The 21,327-nt window shown below is 39.9% G+C and carries 15 protein-coding genes; 12 read left to right on the top strand and 3 right to left on the bottom strand.

All coding sequences use genetic code 11. The features are described 5' to 3' along the window. Positions 1-4: 4 nt before the first annotated feature. Positions 5-586: a YdeI/OmpD-associated family protein gene (locus CHB71_RS15470; protein ID WP_089357844.1), complete on the top strand. Its 582-nt coding sequence runs from the start codon at positions 5-7 to the stop codon at positions 584-586. Positions 587-654: 68 nt separating this feature from the next. Here CHB71_RS15470 and CHB71_RS15465 read toward each other — a convergent pair whose 3' ends face one another. After that, the gene (locus CHB71_RS15465; protein WP_089357843.1) at positions 655-9,438 is read right to left on the bottom strand and encodes an Ig-like domain-containing protein; all 8,784 of its coding nucleotides are present in this window, start codon (positions 9,436-9,438) and stop codon (positions 655-657) included. Positions 9,439-9,775: 337 nt separating this feature from the next. Here CHB71_RS15465 and CHB71_RS15460 point away from each other — a divergent pair, with 337 nt between their 5' ends. The 7 genes from CHB71_RS15460 to CHB71_RS15430 all read left to right on the top strand — a co-directional run bounded on the left by CHB71_RS15460 (position 9,776) and on the right by CHB71_RS15430 (position 15,504). Then, positions 9,776-10,228, top strand: a complete 453-nt coding sequence (locus CHB71_RS15460; RefSeq protein WP_144017447.1) for a hypothetical protein — start codon at positions 9,776-9,778, stop codon at positions 10,226-10,228. A gap of 132 nt (positions 10,229-10,360) precedes the next feature. Continuing rightward, the gene (locus tag CHB71_RS15455) at positions 10,361-10,759 is read left to right on the top strand and encodes a hypothetical protein (protein WP_089357841.1); all 399 of its coding nucleotides are present in this window, start codon (positions 10,361-10,363) and stop codon (positions 10,757-10,759) included. Between the two features lie 59 nt (positions 10,760-10,818). Then, positions 10,819-11,184 carry a hypothetical protein gene (locus tag CHB71_RS15450; protein ID WP_144017446.1) on the top strand — a complete coding sequence of 122 codons (366 nt, stop codon included), beginning with the start codon at positions 10,819-10,821 and terminating at the stop codon, positions 11,182-11,184. A 44-nt stretch (positions 11,185-11,228) separates the two neighbouring features. Beyond that, positions 11,229-11,618 (top strand): hypothetical protein, encoded by a 390-nt coding sequence (locus tag CHB71_RS15445; RefSeq protein ID WP_089357839.1) that lies wholly within the window; start codon positions 11,229-11,231, stop codon positions 11,616-11,618. A gap of 128 nt (positions 11,619-11,746) precedes the next feature. Continuing rightward, on the top strand, positions 11,747-13,222 hold the full coding sequence (locus CHB71_RS15440) for an SDR family oxidoreductase (protein ID WP_089357838.1): 1,476 nt from the start codon (positions 11,747-11,749) through the stop codon (positions 13,220-13,222). 70 nt (positions 13,223-13,292) lie between these two features. Next, the gene (locus tag CHB71_RS15435; protein WP_089357837.1) at positions 13,293-14,591 is read left to right on the top strand and encodes a cryptochrome/photolyase family protein; all 1,299 of its coding nucleotides are present in this window, start codon (positions 13,293-13,295) and stop codon (positions 14,589-14,591) included. 202 nt (positions 14,592-14,793) lie between these two features. Next, on the top strand, positions 14,794-15,504 hold the full coding sequence (locus CHB71_RS15430; protein WP_089357836.1) for an SIMPL domain-containing protein: 711 nt from the start codon (positions 14,794-14,796) through the stop codon (positions 15,502-15,504). A 2-nt stretch (positions 15,505-15,506) separates the two neighbouring features. Here the strand turns inward: CHB71_RS15430 and CHB71_RS15425 are convergent, their stop codons facing one another. Beyond that, entirely contained in the window at positions 15,507-15,848 is a 342-nt protein-coding gene (locus CHB71_RS15425; protein ID WP_089357835.1) for an HIRAN domain-containing protein, read from the bottom strand. A gap of 18 nt (positions 15,849-15,866) precedes the next feature. Between CHB71_RS15425 and CHB71_RS15420 the strand changes: the two genes are divergently transcribed. Further along, the gene (locus CHB71_RS15420; protein ID WP_089357834.1) at positions 15,867-17,375 is read left to right on the top strand and encodes a M20/M25/M40 family metallo-hydrolase; all 1,509 of its coding nucleotides are present in this window, start codon (positions 15,867-15,869) and stop codon (positions 17,373-17,375) included. Between the two features lie 653 nt (positions 17,376-18,028). Next, positions 18,029-18,442, top strand: a complete 414-nt coding sequence (locus tag CHB71_RS15415) for a hypothetical protein (protein WP_089357833.1) — start codon at positions 18,029-18,031, stop codon at positions 18,440-18,442. A gap of 111 nt (positions 18,443-18,553) precedes the next feature. Here the strand turns inward: CHB71_RS15415 and hisB are convergent, their stop codons facing one another. Continuing rightward, on the bottom strand, positions 18,554-19,075 hold the full coding sequence (gene hisB, locus CHB71_RS15410) for a histidinol-phosphatase (protein WP_089357832.1): 522 nt from the start codon (positions 19,073-19,075) through the stop codon (positions 18,554-18,556). 78 nt (positions 19,076-19,153) lie between these two features. On the opposite strand from hisB, the gene CHB71_RS15405 reads away from it, so the two are divergent. Together CHB71_RS15405 and CHB71_RS15400 are read left to right on the top strand one after the other, a co-directional pair. Further along, positions 19,154-20,167 (top strand): histidine kinase dimerization/phospho-acceptor domain-containing protein, encoded by a 1,014-nt coding sequence (locus CHB71_RS15405; protein ID WP_089357831.1) that lies wholly within the window; start codon positions 19,154-19,156, stop codon positions 20,165-20,167. Positions 20,168-20,173: 6 nt separating this feature from the next. After that, positions 20,174-21,127, top strand: coding sequence for an alpha/beta fold hydrolase (locus CHB71_RS15400; protein WP_089357830.1), 954 nt, complete (start codon positions 20,174-20,176; stop codon positions 21,125-21,127). Positions 21,128-21,327 lie beyond the last annotated feature (200 nt).

Here is a 21,327-nt window from a genome sequence, read left to right as displayed (position 1 = left end):
AACTATGAACCCGAAAGTCAATTGGTTTTTTGAGAAAGACACCCATTGGAAGGAAGAATACGCCCTGCTTCGAAGAATTGCACTGGATTGCGAACTAACCGAAGAGTTGAAATGGGGATGTCCGTGCTACACATTCAAAGGCGCTAATATTGTTCTCATTCATGGATTTAAAGAGTACTGTGCTTATCTATTTCACAAGGGTGCCCTTCTAAACGACTCAGAGAAAATCCTTATTCAACAAACAGAAAATGTACAGTCTGCCAGACAGACTCGGTTCACGAGTGTGAAGGAAATAGTAGATCAAGTTGATACTTTAAAAGCCTACATCTATGAGGCAATTGAAGTGGATAAGGCCGGACTAAAAGTTGAAATGAAGAAGACAAACGAGTTTCCTATGCCTGAAGAGTTGAAGACCAAACTTGAAGAAGATTCGGATTTCAAGGCTGCTTTTGAAGCTCTTACCCCAGGAAGACAAAGGGGCTATCTCCTCCATTTCTCTGAAGCTAAACAATCAAAAACACGCATTGCAAGAATTGAGAAAGCTATGCCAAAAATCTATGAGGGTAAAGGATGGAATGAGCGATAATTAGTACAAGTCAGCATTTGAAACTGAAGAGGTTTGATTAACCACTTCAGTTTCAAATCATTTATCTTCTATTCAACTACAAGTCGGCTCTTATAGATTATGTTCTCATCCTGTTTAAGTAAAATCATATAGATGCCGGTCTTTAGGTTACTTAAATCAATTTTCTGATTGTTTATACCTGATGTCTGAATTATTCTTCCATCCAATGAAAGAATCTGTGCCTCAACTCCATTTAGATTCTTCAGGTTTTCAAAATAAATAAACTCACTTGCAGGATTTGGATACATCAAAATGGATACCTCTTCATCTAATCCAAGTACAATTCCAATTACTTCAAATGAAACTATGGCATTGCTAGCCGCATTGAAATTCCGGTTTCCATTTTGTGAAGCTACTACCGTAACAATCCCAGCATCATTCATAATTAACATTGTCCCATCAAGTGATGCCGGTCCGCTAATTGAATAGCTTACCTCTAAACCGCTAGAAGTGGATGCGTTTAATTCAACAGGATCATTAGATGTGTTTAAATCATAATCAGGAATCTGTTCAAATGATATTTCCTGGTCTGCCTTTGAGATTGTTACCGATTCAATTTTTGTTGCATCAGCATAGTTCGCATTGCCAGACTGCTGCAATGTTAGAATAACATTGCCTGCTCCAAGAATTGTAGCCAAATTACCCGTGACCGAAATAATGGTTGTGTCTGAAGACGTTATTGTAACCGGATTACCAGAATCTCCACCTGTTGCTTCTATTGAAAAGGGCTCATCACCATATACTTTGTCAGGGATCTCATTTACAGTTATTTCCTGGTTGGACCTTTCCACATGCAACACTTGCTGCACATCGATTGCCGCATTATAGTTTTGATCCCCCTCCTGCACGGCAGTTATAATTGTTAAACCTGCATTTAACAATGAAACCACTCCATCATTAATTTTTGCAACACTTGTATCTGAACTCGATAAAGTGACCGGCAGTGACGAACTGCTACTAACGGATAGCTCAAAATCAGCCGATCCATAAAACTTTGTACTAATAGCATCAAATGATATCTGCTGGTTTGATTTATTTACAACTAAAGGCTCACTAATCGATTTGGCACTTTTATAGTTGTTATTTCCATCCTGAGTGGCTGTTATTGTTGCATTTCCAGCTCCAACTATATTCACGATATGGCCCTCAACCATGGCAACCGAGGTGTCAGAACTTGTGAGTGTAACGTCTAACCCTGAGGAAGACCAGGCATCTAATTCAAAAGGATCATCTCCATAAATTTTATCACTCATTGGCTCCATTGATAATTCTTGAGTGGCCTTTTCTACTACAACAATTCTTTCAATGGATTGAGCGTCTTGGTATAAATCATTTCCGGCCTGACTAGCAATTATTGAAACCTCACCGGCACTCATAATGATTGCTTCAGTTCCAGATATTGACACGATATCCGGGTTTGATGAAGTGAAAATAATTTCATTTCCAGAGCCTCCTCCGGAGGCAATTAGCTCAAAAGGTTCATCCCCATATATTTTGTTGTCAATTTCACTAAATACTATATCCTGAACTCCTTTATTGACAACAAGAGTTTGTTCGATACTTTCAGCAGCTTCATAATTTTCATCCCCACCCTGAGATGCTGTAATTATGGCAGAGCCAACGCCTGTAATGTTAATGATCCCATCCTCAATTATTGCAACACTTTCATCCGAACTGGAGTAAGATACTGCCAAGCCTGATGTAGATGAAGCGCTCAGGGATATGCTTTCGTCACCATAAGTTGCCAATTCCAGTTCATCAAAGGAAATCGATTGTTCGCCTTTACTTATAGTCAGTGTTTGCTGAACGTCTTCAGCTGCACTATATGTTTCATCACCGGGTTGTGAAGCGGTTATTATTGTCTCGCCAACACCAACAATTTGTACTGTATTACCTGAAATTGTAGCAATCTCAGTATTAGAGCTGGAGTACGCAATTTCTAATCCAGATGAAGCAGACGCTGTTAAGCTGAATTCGCTTTCACTGTACAACTTATCAGACAATGTACCGAATGTTATTGACTGAGATTTTTTACTCACATTCAAAGCAACCGGTATATCTATCACTCCATTAGCAGGGTCATTACTTTGGACTCTTATGGATGCATCATAATTTCCAGAGACTAATTCGCTTGCATTGATTGCCACATCAATAGATTCAGAAGAGCCTGCTGAGATAGTCCCTCCAGAAGAAGAAACTGACAACCAATTCCTGTCGTCGACGATATCTAAGAAAGAGGACATTATATTTCCAATTTCCGTATCATCGATATATCTGCCTGATTCTCCAGCAAATAGTAAATAATAAAGATTTGAATTTTCTCCAATATCTATTAACTGATGGAAGTCATCGTTGGTATTAAGACTAAATTCATGATTAGACACCCCATTATCTTCAATAATAATTAGATGATTAACTGAAGGATCAAATGCGTTATAAACCCTCTTTATGAATCCAAGGTAATTCACACCTCCAACCTCAATCGAAAGGACAGAACCATCTACAGAACCACCGCCATCTGCACCAAGGTTGCCATTAATTGAAAATGTATTTATGTCACTAACATCTCCAACAAACGCAAAAAGACCTGGATATTTAACGGTAAAGTATTGCGCATTATTTAAGTATGCACTTTCTAAGATTTCTCCATTAGTATATTGAATATTTCCACCTAGGTCAGTACTTAAATAATTCCCACCATCATACATATCTCCCCCGCCATCGCTAATACTAGTACCATACTCACCATCGTAAAAATTATACCTGTCTGGTATGAGGTCAGTAACTTCCAGGTATCGTTCATTCAATGAAAGTAATACTTGCTCAATATCTGCAGTGGTAAAATTCGATTTGGTTAAACTATTTGGATGAGAAATATTTGATTGATATGTATCTTCAGTATTTGTAATATTTTGCTCTTTTTTTCCAATCACACCCGGATTGCTTACTAATGCTCCAGTCGTATTTAGCGCAGTAACTGAAGTGTTTTCAAATATTACATCAATCGAGTATGTCAAATCACTTCCTCCGGATGTGTTATCAATCGTTAGTTCATGAACAGAAGTCTGATCTATTTCAAGTGCTTCTTCAATTGAAGACACAGAGGTGCCAATAACTGGTGGCAAGATACTTTCACCAGATAAGCTCATTTCAATAGTAGGTTCATCGTGATCATCACTAGTAATAGTTAGTGTCGAATTATGAATGCCAGCAGCCTGAGGATCATAAGTAATTGTAATTAGTTGTGTTTCACCCGGAGACAAGTCGAAAGAACTAATATCAATTCCAAAGTCAACATTATTAGAAAGTTCGGCACTAGCAACCTGCAATAAAGCAGTTCCCTCATTGTTAACCTCAAGTTCCATTTGGCTGGTTTGCCCTACAAATACTTCTCCCAAATCAAATGAAGATGATGAAACAGAAATATCTGGTGCCGCAGTAACTTCAAGAGTAATTGGCACTTCGATAACTGGATTCGATGGATCATTGCTTTGAATAAGCAACTCAGCAGTATGAGTACCCCCTTCTAGTGCAGTAGCATTAAAATTAATATTTACACTTTGAGTACTCCCAACTTCGACTGTTCCGTAGGAAAGTTCAGACGAAATCCAACTACTGTTTCCTTCATAGGTAACCGCATTAGAGATTAACAATGCTGCGTTATCATCGTAATCATAGAAATCGAATCCAATATAAATGATACTACCTCGACCTAACTCCTTCACAGCTACGACCATATTATCCTCATAACTAACAAGCGAGCTTGCTGATACATCAATAAGGTTCATTAGCATGGTGGCATTCTGTCCAGCAATTGATTCCGGTAAACCATTCGTAATAGGATGAGTTTGGTCTGTTACTTGTAAAAGTGGTGAAGACTGTTCTACAAAACTCATCGTCATCAGTCCATTGGCGTTCAATATCTCATGCGCTCCACTTGATGAACCACAAAGAATTATTTTCCCGCCATTGGAAACAAAATCATTTAATTCTCCTGACCAGGAAGTTGATAGGTTTTCATAATATGCATTGTAACCACCTTCTTGTTCAGGGATAAGGAATACATCAGATGCTCCCAATAGCGTGCCTAATTCAGTTGGATCTTCTGTATCGGTAGTTGTAACTGTATAGTCTGTGAAGTACTGAGAAATCGCATTAAGCGTATTTGGATACTCACGTGAAAAATCGGTATAACCTGTCCAAGCCAGGATATCGATGTTTCCAGCTAGAGAATTGATTTGGTCTATTGATAAAGGCCCTTTCTTAGCCAAACCTGTGTTATTATCACTTGATTTAAATGAAGAGCTTTCATATGTAACTAAATGCTCATTTTCTTTATACAAAACAGTCAGGGTTTCCGGGTAATTAAAATCAATTGTCCATGACAATGTGCTCCCTCCTTCTATGTTTTCAATATTAATTGATTGTATACTTGTCTCGCCCGTAAGTAAGCTTTCTTCAAGGCTTATTGGATCTACAGATATGATCGGTGGTGCAACTCCTATTCCTGTTAAATCTATCTCAATACTACCTTCATCAGAATCATTATTTTCAATAGTAAGGGTCGCCATGTCTTCTTCTGCGGTATCCGGAGCGTATGTGATTTTAATGGCAATTGATTCTCCCGGAGGCACTTTAAAAGAGGTTGTGTCTATTGAGTAATCCAGAGTATTTGATAATGATGCATTTGTAACAATCAATGAGTCTGTTCCTGAATTAGAAACAACAATTGAGTCCGTAACATCTGATCCTATGTAAATATTTCCAAAGTCAATAGATGTTTTGGATACCTCAACTTCCGGAATTCCAGTAACATTCATATTGATAGCAACCGTATCAGTATGATTCACAGGATCATTTGAAGTAAATACCAACCCAGAATTGTATATGCCTGCATTTAGACCAGATGCATTAAATGAAGCCTGGATTACATCAAGTTGTCCGGCTGGGACCACTCCGAATTCCTTCTCCAAAGTAATCCACCCAGAACTGGCAGGGGATCTTAAATAGGAAAAACCACCACCTTCTGTGTCCCCCTGATCCCAGCTCAGGAAGACTACATCAAAATAAATATCCTCATCAATTAGATGTAATGAGAATGTCTCATTCAAATGGCATGGCGGACAATATTCAACCGCTTGCCTCCAAGTCATATACTCCGAAGTTGGATTTTCGGTAGTCCCTCTCGCCCATTCGGTTCCAATAGGTGAGTTTGAGCTGAAAGATGTTTCAGCAGCAATGTTGAATAAACCTTGAGAATTTGCCCTTGTCAGGCACACATTTTCTGTAATGCAATCCTGATTTTCAGCTAAGGTCCAATCTGCAAATGATTCCTTTTCAAATTCAACATCAATATTTACTGAATCTATAATTTCAATTGCCCATTCCAGATCTGCACCGCCATCTGAGTTGTCTAAAAGAATACCTTCTATGGCTGTTTCTCCCGTAAATAAATCCAAATTGATCTCACTTGGTGATATTACCATTACCGGAGGTTCCTGACCTGTACCAGATATTGAAATTGTATTTGATGATGTTTCAGGGTCGTTACTTGTAATTGTTATCGTACCAGATTGAGTACCAACAGCATCCGGACTGTAGTTTACAATTAGATATCCTGATTCCTCGGCTGAAATCTCAGCATCCGACATGTAAGCAGAAAATACTAAGTTGTCACTGGTGACTTCAGTGATGGTTAGCAGATCAGTCCCCAGATTTTCAATCTCCAGAGAATCCATATACGTCCCTCCGATAAACTTAGACTCAAAATCTAATGACTCGATTGGAATATTAATATCAGGAATTCCAGTAACATCCAATGTCACAGGTATTTCTATGGAAGGATTAGATGGATCATTGCTATCAAATGAAACATTAAAATCATAAATACCACCATAAATACCTTCCGCATTAATAGACAAGTTCAAGGTAGCTGTAGAGTCAACTTTAATATTAAAATCACTATGATCTAAAGAAACCCACTGTGAGCTAGCCTGATCAATGCTAAATGCGATGATCTCACCTAATAATGGTGCTGAGTTGTAATCATTATTGTATAAAAACTCAACTGTCATTCCAGTTGCAATTACTGTCCCACTACCATATGAATACACCGCTAACGTAGTGTCTTGTGATATTTCATTTGTTACCAATGAGCGAGTTCCAGCCGGCAAATTTTCTAGATGGGTGTGATTGGCTGAGCTACCAAGAAGTTCAGTGGGCAAACCTTCAGTGATTGGATGAGTATCATCAATAACAATATTGGTATCCTCCAAATTTCCATAAACAACATTGGCGTCACCTACTATTTCAACATTGCTTCCTTGCGTTGCGAGAAGGTAGGCGATTACCCCTCCATTTTGAGCAAACTCTTCCAGCTGAGTTTTGTGATTAGAAATAGCGTTATAGTAAGTGCTACTCTGATCACCGGCTGTTAAAACAACATCGAACAAGCTCAAGTCAGTCGACGAAAGACTTGCAGAATTAATGACCGTGGGAGTTATCCCAAAATTATCGATGATGAATTGATTAAGATATACCCCCCATGCACTGTAATCCTGAATTACAAGAATATTAACCTCCTCTGATTCGCCTGAAACAGCCTGTATCATTTCGGGCTCATTAAAGGAATCAAATGATGAGGCGTTTGATGGTAGGCTCCTAGTAGCAGTATAATTATATGTATAAGCCGGAGTGATTTCGTTAACATTTATTGTTCCGATCAAATCACTATCTCCAGTATTACTAATTGTAATTACTGTACCAATTGAGTCTCCTGTAAATAATGATTCTGAAATACTTGCAGGGCTTACCTCTATTACGGGTGGATCTACAGCATTACCAGTCATTGTAATGGTATGGTCGCCCCCATTGCTAGTTAATAACAAACTTGCCGAATGGCTGCCTGTCAGTTCAGGTGTAAATGATACAACGAATGTTTCAGCAGATGATTCAGCAACATTTAATGTACTTGTCGAAGTTGTAAATTGAGCATCATTTGATGAAATTGAGCTAATACTTAGCAAAGCATTACCCTGATTGGTAACAGTAACTTCAACATCCATTGTGAAACCCACTGGTACCTGTCCAAAATCTATATTGTCTGTTGTTGCTAGAACAGGATCGGCTGAAGGTACACCTACAGCGTTCCATGCTTCTATTACAGCTAAATGCTCTGTGCTATTTTCACCATATAAATCTATTGCTGCTAGCTCTGATCCAACCCGAGCATCAACGTATTGTGACGTTGAAGTAAGATATACTGTAAGGTTACGGTAAGCAATCTGCTCTGCAGCTGATCGACCAATCGATGGGACATCATAGGCGTATCCATTGTCGTTTGTTCCGATACCACCATCTACGAGCAGAAAGTACCAGTAATTCATCACACCACTATTAATATGAACGCCACCATTATCAAAATCTCCAAATTCCCAATTATTACCTTGGTAAGTGTCAGGATCTCCTTGTGAATTTGGGTCACTCATTGAGCGAATCATGCTTATTCCGTCCGTATAAATCTGATCAGCCAGATTCCAGCTGGCTGTAGCAGGAAATGTTTCGAATTCCACTGACTGACCGAAAATATCACTGAATGATTCATTTAATGCACCGGATTCATAGGCATATACTAGATTGGCACTATGCTGAGTAACTGCATGCGTAATCTCATGACCAACAATATCAAGCGAAACCAATGCAGTAGCTGTAACTCCATCACCATCGCCATAAGTCATTCGTGAACCATCCCAGAAGGCATTAAAATAATTGGAACTATAGTGGACGAATGAATTGATAGCTGCCCCTGAATTATCATAGCTATTTCTGCCAAAAGAATTAAAAAAGTAATCATAGGTAGCTGCAGCTCCATAATGGGCACTCACTCCGGTTCTTTGATTTTCATCAATAAAATCTCCGTCTGAATCTATAAATGGTGTAGCTGAAGCATAATTCGTCCCATTACCCATGTTATAAGTATGGATTCCATCACCTCTAGTTAAATCTGATAATGAATATTCATCTACATTCAACTCGGTATCAATATCTACTGCACCATCATAAAGTGTATTTCCTTGTCCGGTACTTGCAGTCAGATGAAGCTTATTATAGAAGTTTACTATTTCACCAGTAATCGCATCGATCTCCACGTTATATTTTCCGATTGGTGCTTCGGCATAAATATCAAACTGGTAGACTAAAGCGAAAGGTGCGTTTGCGTTGTATCCCTTTTGACTAATTACCAATTTCCCCTCAGGGAAATAAGTTGTGTTTGGATCATTGCTAAATTGCTTTAAATACTTTTCGTTTTCTAAATTTTGCCACATATAGGTTTCTGCACCTATTTTTTTCATTGCAATTTCCAACGCTTGCTTTTCTGACAATTGTGGATCAGTGTTAACATGCAAGTTTTGAATAACCTTTCCGGTAGCTGTTTTAACTACCCCGTCTTTACAATGGAAAATCATTTCTCCACCCAGGACTTCATAACCCTTAAATTTTTGACTATACTTTAAATGCTCATATCCTATCTTATCTCTAACTTTTTTTGCAAATGCCAGATCATTTGCGCTTGATAGAGAAAGACTAGCATTAAAATCTTGAATTGATTCGAAACGTGTTTCACGATCGAATTTTACTTTTTTTATGACGTTCTCGTTTTGAACAAAAACTTCCTTAGCAAATTTTACTTTTTGCTTAGCAAGATCGCCAGAAAGTGATCGTCCTATTTGAGAAAAAGCTTGATTAAAACTTGCAGTAACACATAGAATTGATAATAAGAAGAAGGCCTTTAAGGGCCCATGGTGGTGATGCATGAATGGCTAAAATTAGGTTGAAAAAAATTTTCCCAAACTTATATTAAATACACCCCAAGGTTGGCATTTAACCAGTCTTTTTTAAGCAACTATTCAAACGACCTTCCATAAAAGATTAATCTGTGGTGACTAAGTGAAGTACATAAGGCATATAACTTAAGTACGATAACAAATAAGCTCCAGCATTTAGTTAATGAAGAAATACAATATAACTGTTAAATCGAATAATAGTGTAACTAATATTATGCAATATGATAATTAGTCAAAATTTTCAATTATAAAATAATATTTATGCGATATTTTAATTAACTTATAATTAAACTTATACCTAATCAAAATGAAATACACAGCGCATCTATTCATACTCCTGAGTCTTCTTGTTAATTGTAAACCGAAATCTCCTGCACTCCAGCAAACGGGCATGGAGGAGCAACTTCGCGATAAACTTACCGGTGCATGGAGAATGACCGATTATATGACCATATCAAATGAAGGCGATACCTCAACGGATGAAAGAGTTCAATTTAAAATGTATGTAGACGGGAGTGTGATGTGGGGGTTTGAATCTCCCGCTGAATATACGGAGTGGTATGGGTATGGAACCTATAACATTGAAGGGGACACATTATATGAAACAATGCTGTCCGGATCATGGGCATTTAGACAAGCAATTGCTAATAATGGTAATTTCTTCCGAATTGCAATTGATGTCACTGATAGCACATACACTCAGATAATCAAAGGGCCGGAAGAAACAACATACGAGTCTTATGAAAGGATAAGAAATTAACAGATCTTAAGAAGACCATATCCCACGGATTGAGAAAGTCATGCCTAAAATCTATGAAGGCAAAGGATGGAATGTGCGGTGATGTAACTTTCCTATAGCCTTATTAATCAACTATTTGAGGAGTTCAAACCCATGCAATATCTGACCGGAATTTTAACTGCATTATTTGGTCTATATCTGATCCTTTTATTGGTGATTACAGGCGTCAAAAAAGATGCTGCAACACGTTATTTCAGCACCTTTGCAAGCACAGCAAAAGCTCATTACCTGGAACAAATAATAAGAATTGCTATCGGAGCTTCCCTGGTTGTTTTTTCTTCCAAAATGCTAGGATCATGGTATTACAATTTTTTAGGATGGATTTTGATATGCACTTCTACACTTCTAATGACTATTCCCTGGAAAGTCCATCACCGATTCGGTAAATGGGCGATCCCTCTTGTTATCAAATACGTATGGGTATATTCAGCATTGGCCGCTGCACTAGGCATTACGATCCTAGTTTCAATTATTTATCCAATTTTTAATTGAACTCAATACGTATGATTTATGTGAATACAAAAAGAGCAATAAAATCAATTTTACCATTATTGATAATCATTCTTTTAAATGCATGTGGGGGCACAAAAGACACTTCTAAAGAAACTTCAAATACAAACCATATAAAGCAGCAAGTCCCTTTTGAATCGAGTAAATGGAAAATAAAGAAGGAGGATGAATATCCTCATCGTCTCAACATGTATAAGGAGGTGCTTTACAGCGATTCAGTACGAACCCTTTTAAAACCACAGGTAATTAGTATGCTTGGTAAGCCAGACCGGGAAGAAAATAATCACCTTTATTACCTGATAGAAGCAAACACCATTGGATCATTTACACTCAATCAAAAATCGCTCGTGATCAAATTCAAATCCAATGATGAAGTCGAGTGGATTAAGCTATATGGCGAAGACTAACGGAATTTTGGCTTCCTTTGAAAATCAAATAAAAAAGCCAACAAGTGAACAACTCCAAGCTAGTAGCTAATCCATTAAGAAAACTATTTCTGATTGACTCAATCGGCGCAATCCTATCAGCCATTCTGTTGGGTTACGTGCTGGTTGAATTTCAGTCGTTGATTGGAATGCCAGAGGATATCCTCAAAGTATTGGCAGGAATCGCAAGCTTGTTTTTTCTGTATTCCATCTCCTGCTTCCTTGTTAACCCAATGAATGCTGAAACCAGGCTTAGAACCATCGCAATAGCCAATCTCTTGTATTGCTTAGCCACGCTCATTTTAATCATCATCTACTTTGATCAATTGACTTTATTAGGTCTCAGCTACTTTTTGCTGGAGATTATCATCATCGTAGCAATTGCTCGCCTTGAACTTAGATCCGTATTAAACTAAATTTTAAACCTTCATCTGATTTCGTGGTTATGATTTCATGAAAAAACCAAACATAGTCATCGGTAGAAATACGGTTGTAATGCATGCCTCTGATATGGGTTTGTTCAAACCCCAATCAATTTCATAAGATGAAAATACTACTTACAGGTTCTACAGGCTATATCGGCCGTCGCTTGCTTCCCGAACTGGTGAAAGCTGGTCATGAGGTCGTTTGTCCCGTTCGGGATAAACGGAGGTTCGATTTTGAAGATTTCGATGACACTTTTCTGAAATCTGTCCATGTCATCGAATGTGATTTCCTGGATCGTCAAAGCCTTGAAAACCTCCCCAAAGACATTGATGCGGCCTATTATCTTATTCATTCGCTGACATCAAACAGTAACGAGTTCAGCACACTTGAAGCTAAAACCGCCGAGCACTTTGTCTCTTATCTGGCGTCAACCAAGGCAAATCAAATTATTTATCTGGGAGGGATTGCCAATGATGAAGAGCTTTCGGATCATCTTTCTTCACGGCAAAATGTAGAAGTAATTCTCAAAGAATCAAAAGTGCCGTTGACCGTGCTACGATCAGCCATTATCATCGGATCTGGGGGTGCCTCGTTTGAGATCATCCGGGATCTGGTAGAAAAACTACCCGTCATGATTGCACCAAAATGGCTGAATAGCAGGTGTCAACCCATCGGGGTTTATAATGTTTTAGAATACTTAAAAGGTGTTTTAGGAAATAAAAAATCCGATAATCGAACGTTCGATATTGGGGGAAAGGACATTCTCACTTACAAGCAAATGCTATTGCAGTTTGGAGAAGTCCGAGGACTTAAGCGGTACATTCTGACTGTACCTGTATTGACGATTAGGCTTTCATCACTCTGGCTATATTTAGTCACCTCCACTTCCTATCGGCTGGCCAGAAACCTGGTAGATAGCATGAAAAATGAGGTCATTGTTCGAGATGACAGCATTGATGAAGTCGTTCCCATTGAAAAACTGACTTATAAACAGTCTTTGGAACGAACCTTTCTTCGAATCAATCAAAAACAAGTGGTTTCTAGCTGGAAGGATTCTTTTTCAAACCCTGACTTTAACTACACTTTTCTGCTACAACTGGAAGCTCCCAAACATGGGTGTTTCATTGATTCGCGAACCTATCCGATAGATGGGAACGTGGATGATGTAATTGAAAACATCTGGAGCATTGGGGGCGATCGTGGCTGGTATTATGGAAATTTCCTATGGAAAATTCGTGGTTTCTTTGACAAATTAGTGGGTGGTGTTGGCCTGAGACGTGGACGAAGGAGTCCCAATGATTTGAAAGGTGGTGATGCCCTGGACTTCTGGCGGGTACTTTATGCGAATAAGGAAGAAAAACGATTACTGCTCTTTGCAGAAATGAAAGTCCCCGGAGATGCCTGGCTGGAATTTCGTGTTAAAAAGCATGAGGAAAGTTATCGCTTGATTCAAACAGCTACTTTCCGTCCACTAGGATTATGGGGAAGATTATACTGGTTTATCGTACTTCCCTTTCATGGCCCAATCTTTAGAAATATGGCGAAGAACCTGATCAACTTTAAAGAAACCAGTTCTCCTCCCGGGAGGAGTTAGAGGTGGGTTATCGTACATGAATAACTTAACCCAACCCCTCCAAGGAGGGGAGTAACTAAATAAAAATATTATGCCCAAACCACAAGTCACTATATTCTGGTTTAGAAGAGACCTCCGACTCGAAGACAACAGAAGTCTGTACCACGCACATCAGGAAGAATATCCGGTACAACCCATCTTCATTTTTGATTCAAATATTTTGGAAGACCTGCCGAAGAAAGACGCACGGGTTGAGTTTATTCATCAGGAACTAGTGCGACTTCAAGGAGAGATTGGTCACCAAGGTGGAACCATGGATATACGAATTGGTGATCCTATAGAAGTATGGAAAAACCTGTTGGATGATTACGCTATTCAAGCAGTTTGGGCCAACAAAGATTATGAGCCCTATGCCCGGGATCGAGATCAAAAAGTCCATGATTTATTGGTAGATCATGGAATCGAATTTCGAGTAAAGAAGGATCACGTCATTTTCGAAAAGGATGAAATTGTAAAGGACAATGGCGACCCTTATGTAGTCTATACACCTTATAGCAGACTCTGGAAAAAGACCCTGGAAGGTGGACATCTGAGTGCATACAAATCAGAGAAAGAATCTAACTGGTACCAAACCGATTCACTTGATTTTCCGAGTCTGGAAGAGGTAGGATTTGAACCGGCTGGTATTGAATTTCCTGATCGAAAACTGAACGAAAATATCGTTGCAAAATACCATGAAACACGAGACGTTCCGGCCATCAGAGGTACCAGCAGAATGAGCATTCATCTTCGCTTTGGAACAGTGAGTATTCGACATCTGGTGAAGGAAGCAAAAGGTCTAAATGAAAAGTATCTCAACGAACTGATTTGGCGCGATTTTTATCAGGCAATTCTATGGCATTTCCCTAAGGTTGTAGATGCCAATTTCAATCGAAAATATGACGCAATAAAGTGGCGAAATAACGAAGAAGAATTTGAGAAATGGATGAAGGGAAAGACCGGGTATCCGATCGTTGATGCCGGGATGAGAGAGCTCAATAAAACAGGATTTATGCACAACCGGGTGCGGATGATTGTTGCCAGTTTTTTGACCAAACATTTACTCATTGACTGGCGATGGGGAGAAGCCTACTTCGCAGAAAAATTGCTTGACTATGAACTAGCCAGCAACAACGGAGGCTGGCAGTGGGCAGCCGGGACCGGTGTGGATGCGCAACCCTATTTTCGGATTTTTAACCCATACTCTCAAACTGAAAAATTTGATAAGGATCGCACGTATATCAACAAATGGATTCCGGAAATCAACACTGAACATTACCCGGATCCTATCGTGGATCACAAGGAGGCAAGGGAGAGATGTTTGCATACCTATAAGCTTGCACTGAGCTAAAAAAAGACTAAATACTAAAAATATTAGCTAAAAACTAAAATTAAGTTTAATAAGCTGTTTATCAACTATTTAAATATGCTTATTACGGGTATTACTTTTACTCAAATGACCTGATTTAGGCATTTCACCACATCTGGTTCGGTGTATCCACAAAAATCATTTTTTAGCGCAAAATTTGTAGCTTACATGAGAAACGTATCTTATGAAACAGCAAAACCTCCTCCCTACTGTTATCCTATCACTGGCTATTGTTTTGGCAGGATACTTTGTCGGTCAAACCTATGTCGCAGGAAAGAAACTCGATCGAACAGTTGTTGTAAAAGGTTTGGCAGAGCGTAAGGTTGAAGCAGACATTGCCACCTGGCCATTGCAACTTACCGTCTCAGGAAATGAATTGGGTCAGCTTCAAAAAACGCTGGAGCAGCAAACCAAAATTCTTCAGGAATTTTTTACTGAACTAGCATTTACTGAAGATGAACTGACGGTGGGAGCACCAACGATACAAGACAACCGTGCGCTGCTTTACGGTGGACAAAATACGTACAACCAGGATCGCTACATTGCTAAGGCTGAATTTAATTTGCGAACAACGAAAATAGACAAGATGAGTGAGGCCATGTACAAGATGCCAACCATCATTGGTCAGGGTCTGGTTATTAGCTCAAAGAACACCTGGCAACCGGTACAATATTCTTTCACAAAACTCAACGAAATCAAACCTGAAATGATTGAGGAAGCTACCAAGAATGCACGCGAAGCAGCAGAGAAATTTGCACGTGATTCAGGCTCAAAAGTTGGGAAAATCAAGTCTGCGAATCAGGGGTATTTTTCGATTACCGATCTGGATCAAAATTCCGGTGTAATGAAAAAAGTTCGAGTTGTCTCTACCCTTGAGTTTTATATAGAAGATTAGGTTTAACTCACCAACTCAATCCTTAGCCCTACTCCCAACATCTTTTCCCCATTCACCCATTTGGCGGTGACATGGATCTCTGTTTGGTTATCCAGAGCAGGCTTGATGGTTTCTGCCATCTCTTTGTTGAGATAACCAATCTGATTGCCATTTTTTGAAAGCACCTGTACCGCATTGGAGTCGTACGGGTTTGTTGGTTCAGCTTCTAACTGAAGTTTATCATCTTCTGCGACCTCTCGCTTGATGATTTCCTGACGAGAAGATCCATCAGCATTATTTAGGGAAACACCTACCACCTTTGTTTCATAGACGAATACAGAAGGTATTTTGATAATTTTAGCCACAACTCAAATTTAAAACGCATGCGATTCATTTCTACATTTTTCATCCTAATCGTTTTTTCTACTACAGCTCAAGACATAAACAAGCTCACAGAGGAGCATATTCAGGAGAATGGTGTCCAGATTCTTCAGGATTTCAAAACACTACTTTCCATGCCCAATGTGGCATTCGACCTTCCAAACATTAATAAGAATGCAAATCATATTATTTCTGAATTAGAGAAACGAGAAGTAGAAACCAAGCTGCTTAGAATGGTGGGCACCCCTCCTATCGTTTATGGATACTACCCTGTTGAAAGTGCAACAAGAACAATAGCTTTTTATGTGCACTACGATGGTCAACCCGTAGATAAAACCAACTGGACCAATGATCCCTGGGAGCCGACCTATTACAGTAAAGCCATTTTCGAAAGTGGTGAACGCATGGAGTTTCCAACTTCATTTGATCAGATCAATGAGGAACATCGGATTTACGCACGTTCTGCAGGTGATGATAAAGCGCCTATCATTACCATTCTGACTGCATTGGATATGATTCAGTCAAATGAAATCAAGGTGACTTCAAATCTGGTGTTCTTCTTTGAAGGGCAGGAAGAGGCAGGATCCAGGCAATTGCAGCAATATCTTAATGACAATCGCGCCTTAGTAGATGAAATAGATCTATGGCTGTTTTGTGATGGCCCCATCCATCAGTCCAGAAGGCCACAGCTTGTCTTTGGTGTGCGTGGAGTTACCGGAATGGAGATTACCACCTATGGACCCAACAGACCCCTTCATAGCGGTCATTACGGAAACTGGGCACCAGTGCCTGGACAGCTACTGTCTGAACTCATTGCAAGTATGAAAGATGAGGAAGGCAATGTGATCATCGATGGATTTTATGATGATGTGGAGCCGTTGAGTGATCTGGAAAAGGAGGCACTAGCGAATATTCCTCCGATTGATGAAGACCTCAAGCGTGAATTGGGCATCAACAATCCGGAAGGTACAGAATCGTACAATGAGCGGTTGTTACGACCCTCTTTAACCATCAAGGGCCTTAGCAGTGGCAACACCGGTAAGCTTGCTCGTAATGTAGTGCCAGCCACTGCCACAGCTGCAATAGGAATGCGTTTGGTAAAGGGATGTGATCCGGAAAAACAGAAAGACCTGGTTGAAGCACACATCCTGAAGCAAGGCTTTCATATTGTAAGAGAAGATCCAGATCAGGAAACGCGCATGAAATACCCGAAAATCGCTAAAGTGACACGCTCAGGTGGATATCCGGCAGCCCGAACTTCGATGGACATCCCTATTGTACAGGATGTGATCGCTCGTTCCAAAGATGTCGCTGGTGATGATCTGATTTTAATGCCAACCCTAGGTGGCTCTCTCCCACTTTACCTCTTTACCGATGAGCTGAAAAAGCCGGCGATCATACTTCCGATTGCCAATCACGACAACAACCAGCATGCGGCTGATGAAAACATGCGCATTGGAAATCTTTGGTATGGAATCAAATTGATGAGTGCTTTGATGACGATGAACTAATTCCCAGCCTTGTGCCGGGATCTTCCCCTCTGGGTTTATGGAAGATGCCGGAATAAATCCGGCAGTTGGATTTTACTCGATTAATATTCCACACTTAGATAAAATTATTTCAGTGTCCCTCTGATGGGACTAGAAGCGATGAGCATAAGACATCCCCCTCCAACCCTCTTTCCTCCACACCGCCCTTCAAAGGGGGAATATAAAACATCAAATAGTCTATACAATTCCCTTACTTGTTGCGGAACTTCCTTCACCTCAAAAGAAGCTTCGTCCTCAGAATGACAGCACAAAAAATAAAGCTGAGCTGATCAAGAGTTCCCCGTCGATGAATTTAGATCAGAGTGTCATCCTGAACGCAGTGAAGGATCTTTAAAAGTAGGTGGCGAACAAGGTCAGTTAAGCGATGACATTTCTTTAATATCGCCTTCGACAGGCTCAGACTGACAATGGAGAGCACTACTTACACTTGGGCGTGTCACCCTGAGCTCGTCGAAGGGTGTGGGTGAAGCGTTGGTAAAAAGCTTGATTGCAACAATGTCATCTTCGACAGGCTCAGACTGACAATTGCAGAATGAGAGATCCTGAAATAAATTCGGGATGACTTACTAAATGAGATTAACAGCACCCACTATATTTGACAAAAAATTCAACCCATGTACAATTTCCTACTTCACCTTCACTCCGGCCTTCGATGGCTCATCCTTGTTGCAGTTGTTATTGCAATACTCAAATCACTGATCGGTCTCTTCGGTGGTGGTGATTACAAAAAGTTTGACAAGATAGTCGCAGTTGCTTTTGTTGGCATGATGCATCTTCAGCTACTCACCGGGTTGATTCTATACTTCATTTATAGTCCATTTATTACCTACAACATGGGCGATGATGTTTCCCGCTTCTGGTCAGTGGAACACATTGCATTGATGGTATTTGCGGTGGCAGCAGCTCAGATAGGTCGGTCCATCAGTAAGAAGACGCAGGATGCACAAGTGAAATTCCGCTTTCAAGCCATCTTCTTCACCATTTCGTTGGTGTTGATGTTGTTGGGTATCCCTTGGGATAGGGTTTAAGTTGCAAATTTTAGCGCTGGTGTCATCCTGAGCTTGTCGAAGGGTGTGGGAATGGCAAAGGAGTATTTTGTTTTGAGTAATGTCGTCTTCGACAGGCTCAGACTGACAATGTTATCCAATCAAATACTCATAAATCTCCTTCCAACCTTTCGGTTTCAACTCTGCCTCAGTTTCATTGTCTGAGTAGGCAGAGCTGAGATAGATCGCTTTACATCCCAGGTTTCGTGCTAATTGCACATCCGTCGCTCGATCTCCGATTACATAAGAGTTTTCCAGATCGTAATCATCAGTCATATATTCGGTTAGCATGCCTGTCCCCGGCTTGCGGTTGGGGTGATTATCCTTTTCAAAGTGCTCATCAATGTGAATTGCGTCAAAGTGAATGCCTTCGGTTTCCAGCAACCGCATTATGAAGTTGTGCACCGGCCAAAACTCATGATCCGGGAATGCTTCCGTGCCTAACCCGTCCTGGTTAGTGACCATCACAAACTTATAGTTTGTTTCCTCTTTAATTTTCTTCAGGTAGTACAGAGCTTCCGGTAAAAAGTCCAGCTTTTCGATGGTCTCAATTTTCTCATCATCCGTTTCCTGGATGATGGTGCCGTCACGGTCAATAAATAGAATGGGCTGCATGGGTGCGAAGATAAGCTGATGAAAATAGTGAATCCATTATGGATTCACTATTTTTAATTTGATCTACTAATACCGCTAGTGAATCAGTTTATAAAAAGAACATGGCAAAAAATATCCAATGTCGGAATTGATAAGATTTCTGATGCAGATAAAGCACGCAATGTAATTATCAGCAACAGACTCGTTTTTATCGTGTTCGTAATCATGTGGCTGCTGTTCCTGATTCATTATCAACACAATGGCTGGAACACCTTCAGTCAGTTTATCTTATTTGGCAATATCGGTGCTTTCTCTGTGATTTTATTACTCAACAAAATAGGCCTTTCCCTTTTGAGTAGAATAATCTTAAGCTGGATGTGTTCCGTCTACCCTTTCGTTTCTTCCATAGAGGTGAAACTGGAAAATGAAGTACCAATCGAAGAGCCCATGTATTTCATGCCAAGGCTCTTTATCATGACTACTTCTATCATTCCAATTTTAGTTTTCAATTTCAAAGAAAAAGGCGGCCTTACTCTTGGGTTGATGGGCAGCTTTGTTCCACTCGCATTTTTTGATCCCATCCATCAGTATTTAAATATTGGATACTTTCAGATGGGCTTTGATTCGATATCATATTTCACCTTCCATAGTGTGACTCTCTCAAGTTATGTGATATTTATTGTAGCAACCATCTTCTTCAAAAGAGAAAATGAAAAATATGAGCGTAAAAATCTTAGTCTTATTCAATCGCTGGAAAAGAAGAATGACGAACTTACATTAAAAAACACACAGATCGAAAACCAATCCAAAGAACTGGAGTCTGCTAATTATGAAATAAGACTTATTAACGCAAACCTGGAAAAGGCAGTCAATAAACGCACAAAAAAACTACTTGACCAGGCCACACAGTTTCAAATGTTTTCTTTCAAAAACTCACATGAATTACGAGCACCACTGGCTAATGTGATGGGGATTATTGAACTCCTGAAAGATGCAGAGTCTCAAGCGGAAATCAACGAATTATTGGTACTATTAAACAAATCCTGCGAAGACCTGGATAAGGTCGTCCATGAGATCAATGAAATACTGAATGAAACGTATTTAAAAGAATAACCACCTGTGCATATCAATAATTTACCTTCTCATGCATTGCTAGCCTGTGTCATTGCGCTTTACTCCTGCACATCACCATCTGATAAAGCTGAGAATCCTGTAGAACCGGTCAATATCTATAATGGCGATGTAAAAATTGACTACAAAAGCTATGGAAATGGTGAAATCGCTGTTCTCTTCGTTCATGGCTGGTGCATAAACCAAACGTACTGGGATAGCCAGGTTGATGCGTTGAAATCAGATTATCAGGTAATCACGATGGATCTGCCTGGATTTGGTCAGTCTGGAATGAATAAAGAGAAATGGACCATTGAGGGCTATGGTGAAGATGTGAATGCCTTGATCGATCAACTTAAACTTTCAAATGTTGTGCTAGTCGGCCACTCCATGGGCGGAAATGTGATTTTGGAATCGGCTGTTAAAAACAGGAAGGTGATCGCCCTGATTGGGGTCGATAACTTCAAAGATGTCGGGTCTGAATTAACCCCTGAAGTACAGGAACAAGTTGATGCATTCATGGTGATGTTGCAAGAAAATTTTAAAGAGATAGCTCCTGCATATGCAGAAGGTTCCCTTTTCCATAGCAGTACGGATAGTCTTGTGAAAAAGCGGGTAATGGAAGATTTTGCCTCCAGCAATCCGGAAAGCGCCATTGGTAGCTTAAAGGCACTGCTGGACTATGGTGTAAAAGAACAGACACTGCTCTCCCAACTGGAGCAGCCCCTCTACCTGATCAATAGCAACGCCTCTCCTACCAGTCGTGAAGGATTGGACTCCTTAGGCGTTTCCTATCAAGTGCTTGATATTGACTCTACCGGCCACTACCCGATGATCGAAAAGCCGGAGGTGTTTAATGAATTGCTTAAAAAAGTGCTGGATAGAATCGAAGTAAAAAGTCAGACAATATCACAACTACCATCAAAAAACGACAGCTACGACATACAAATCACAGCTACCTAATAATTAATCACAGCTACGGACTGATGAGTCACAGCTGCCGACTAAAAACTGCAGCTACCACCCAGGGATTGACAGCTACCACCAAAAAATCGTAGCTACCAGGTCAGGAACGACAGCTACCACCAAAAATATGACGGCTTCCAGGAATTTATTAGGAAAAAGGAAAAGGCGGGCCTCAAACCAAACGACGGAACGATGGA

This window comes from Ekhidna lutea, assembly GCF_900188325.1.
GTDB classification, from domain to species: domain Bacteria; phylum Bacteroidota; class Bacteroidia; order Cytophagales; family Cyclobacteriaceae; genus Ekhidna; species Ekhidna lutea.
This window is presented reverse-complemented; position numbering and strand designations above follow the sequence as displayed.

What these genes read in the sequence shown, in the direction of transcription:
- CHB71_RS15420 (WP_089357834.1), top strand. Translation starts at nt 15,867, where the DNA reads ATGCGATTCATTTCTACATTTTTCATCCTAATCGTTTTTTCTACTACA.
- CHB71_RS15430 (WP_089357836.1), top strand. Translation starts at nt 14,794, where the DNA reads ATGAAACAGCAAAACCTCCTCCCTACTGTTATCCTATCACTGGCTATT.
- CHB71_RS15465 (WP_089357843.1), bottom strand. Translation starts at nt 9,438, where the DNA reads ATGCATCACCACCATGGGCCCTTAAAGGCCTTCTTCTTATTATCAATT.
- CHB71_RS15435 (WP_089357837.1), top strand. Translation starts at nt 13,293, where the DNA reads ATGCCCAAACCACAAGTCACTATATTCTGGTTTAGAAGAGACCTCCGA.
- CHB71_RS15460 (WP_144017447.1), top strand. Translation starts at nt 9,776, where the DNA reads ATGAAATACACAGCGCATCTATTCATACTCCTGAGTCTTCTTGTTAAT.
- CHB71_RS15470 (WP_089357844.1), top strand. Translation starts at nt 5, where the DNA reads ATGAACCCGAAAGTCAATTGGTTTTTTGAGAAAGACACCCATTGGAAG.
- hisB (WP_089357832.1), bottom strand. Translation starts at nt 19,075, where the DNA reads ATGCAGCCCATTCTATTTATTGACCGTGACGGCACCATCATCCAGGAA.
- CHB71_RS15455 (WP_089357841.1), top strand. Translation starts at nt 10,361, where the DNA reads ATGCAATATCTGACCGGAATTTTAACTGCATTATTTGGTCTATATCTG.
- CHB71_RS15440 (WP_089357838.1), top strand. Translation starts at nt 11,747, where the DNA reads ATGAAAATACTACTTACAGGTTCTACAGGCTATATCGGCCGTCGCTTG.
- CHB71_RS15415 (WP_089357833.1), top strand. Translation starts at nt 18,029, where the DNA reads ATGTACAATTTCCTACTTCACCTTCACTCCGGCCTTCGATGGCTCATC.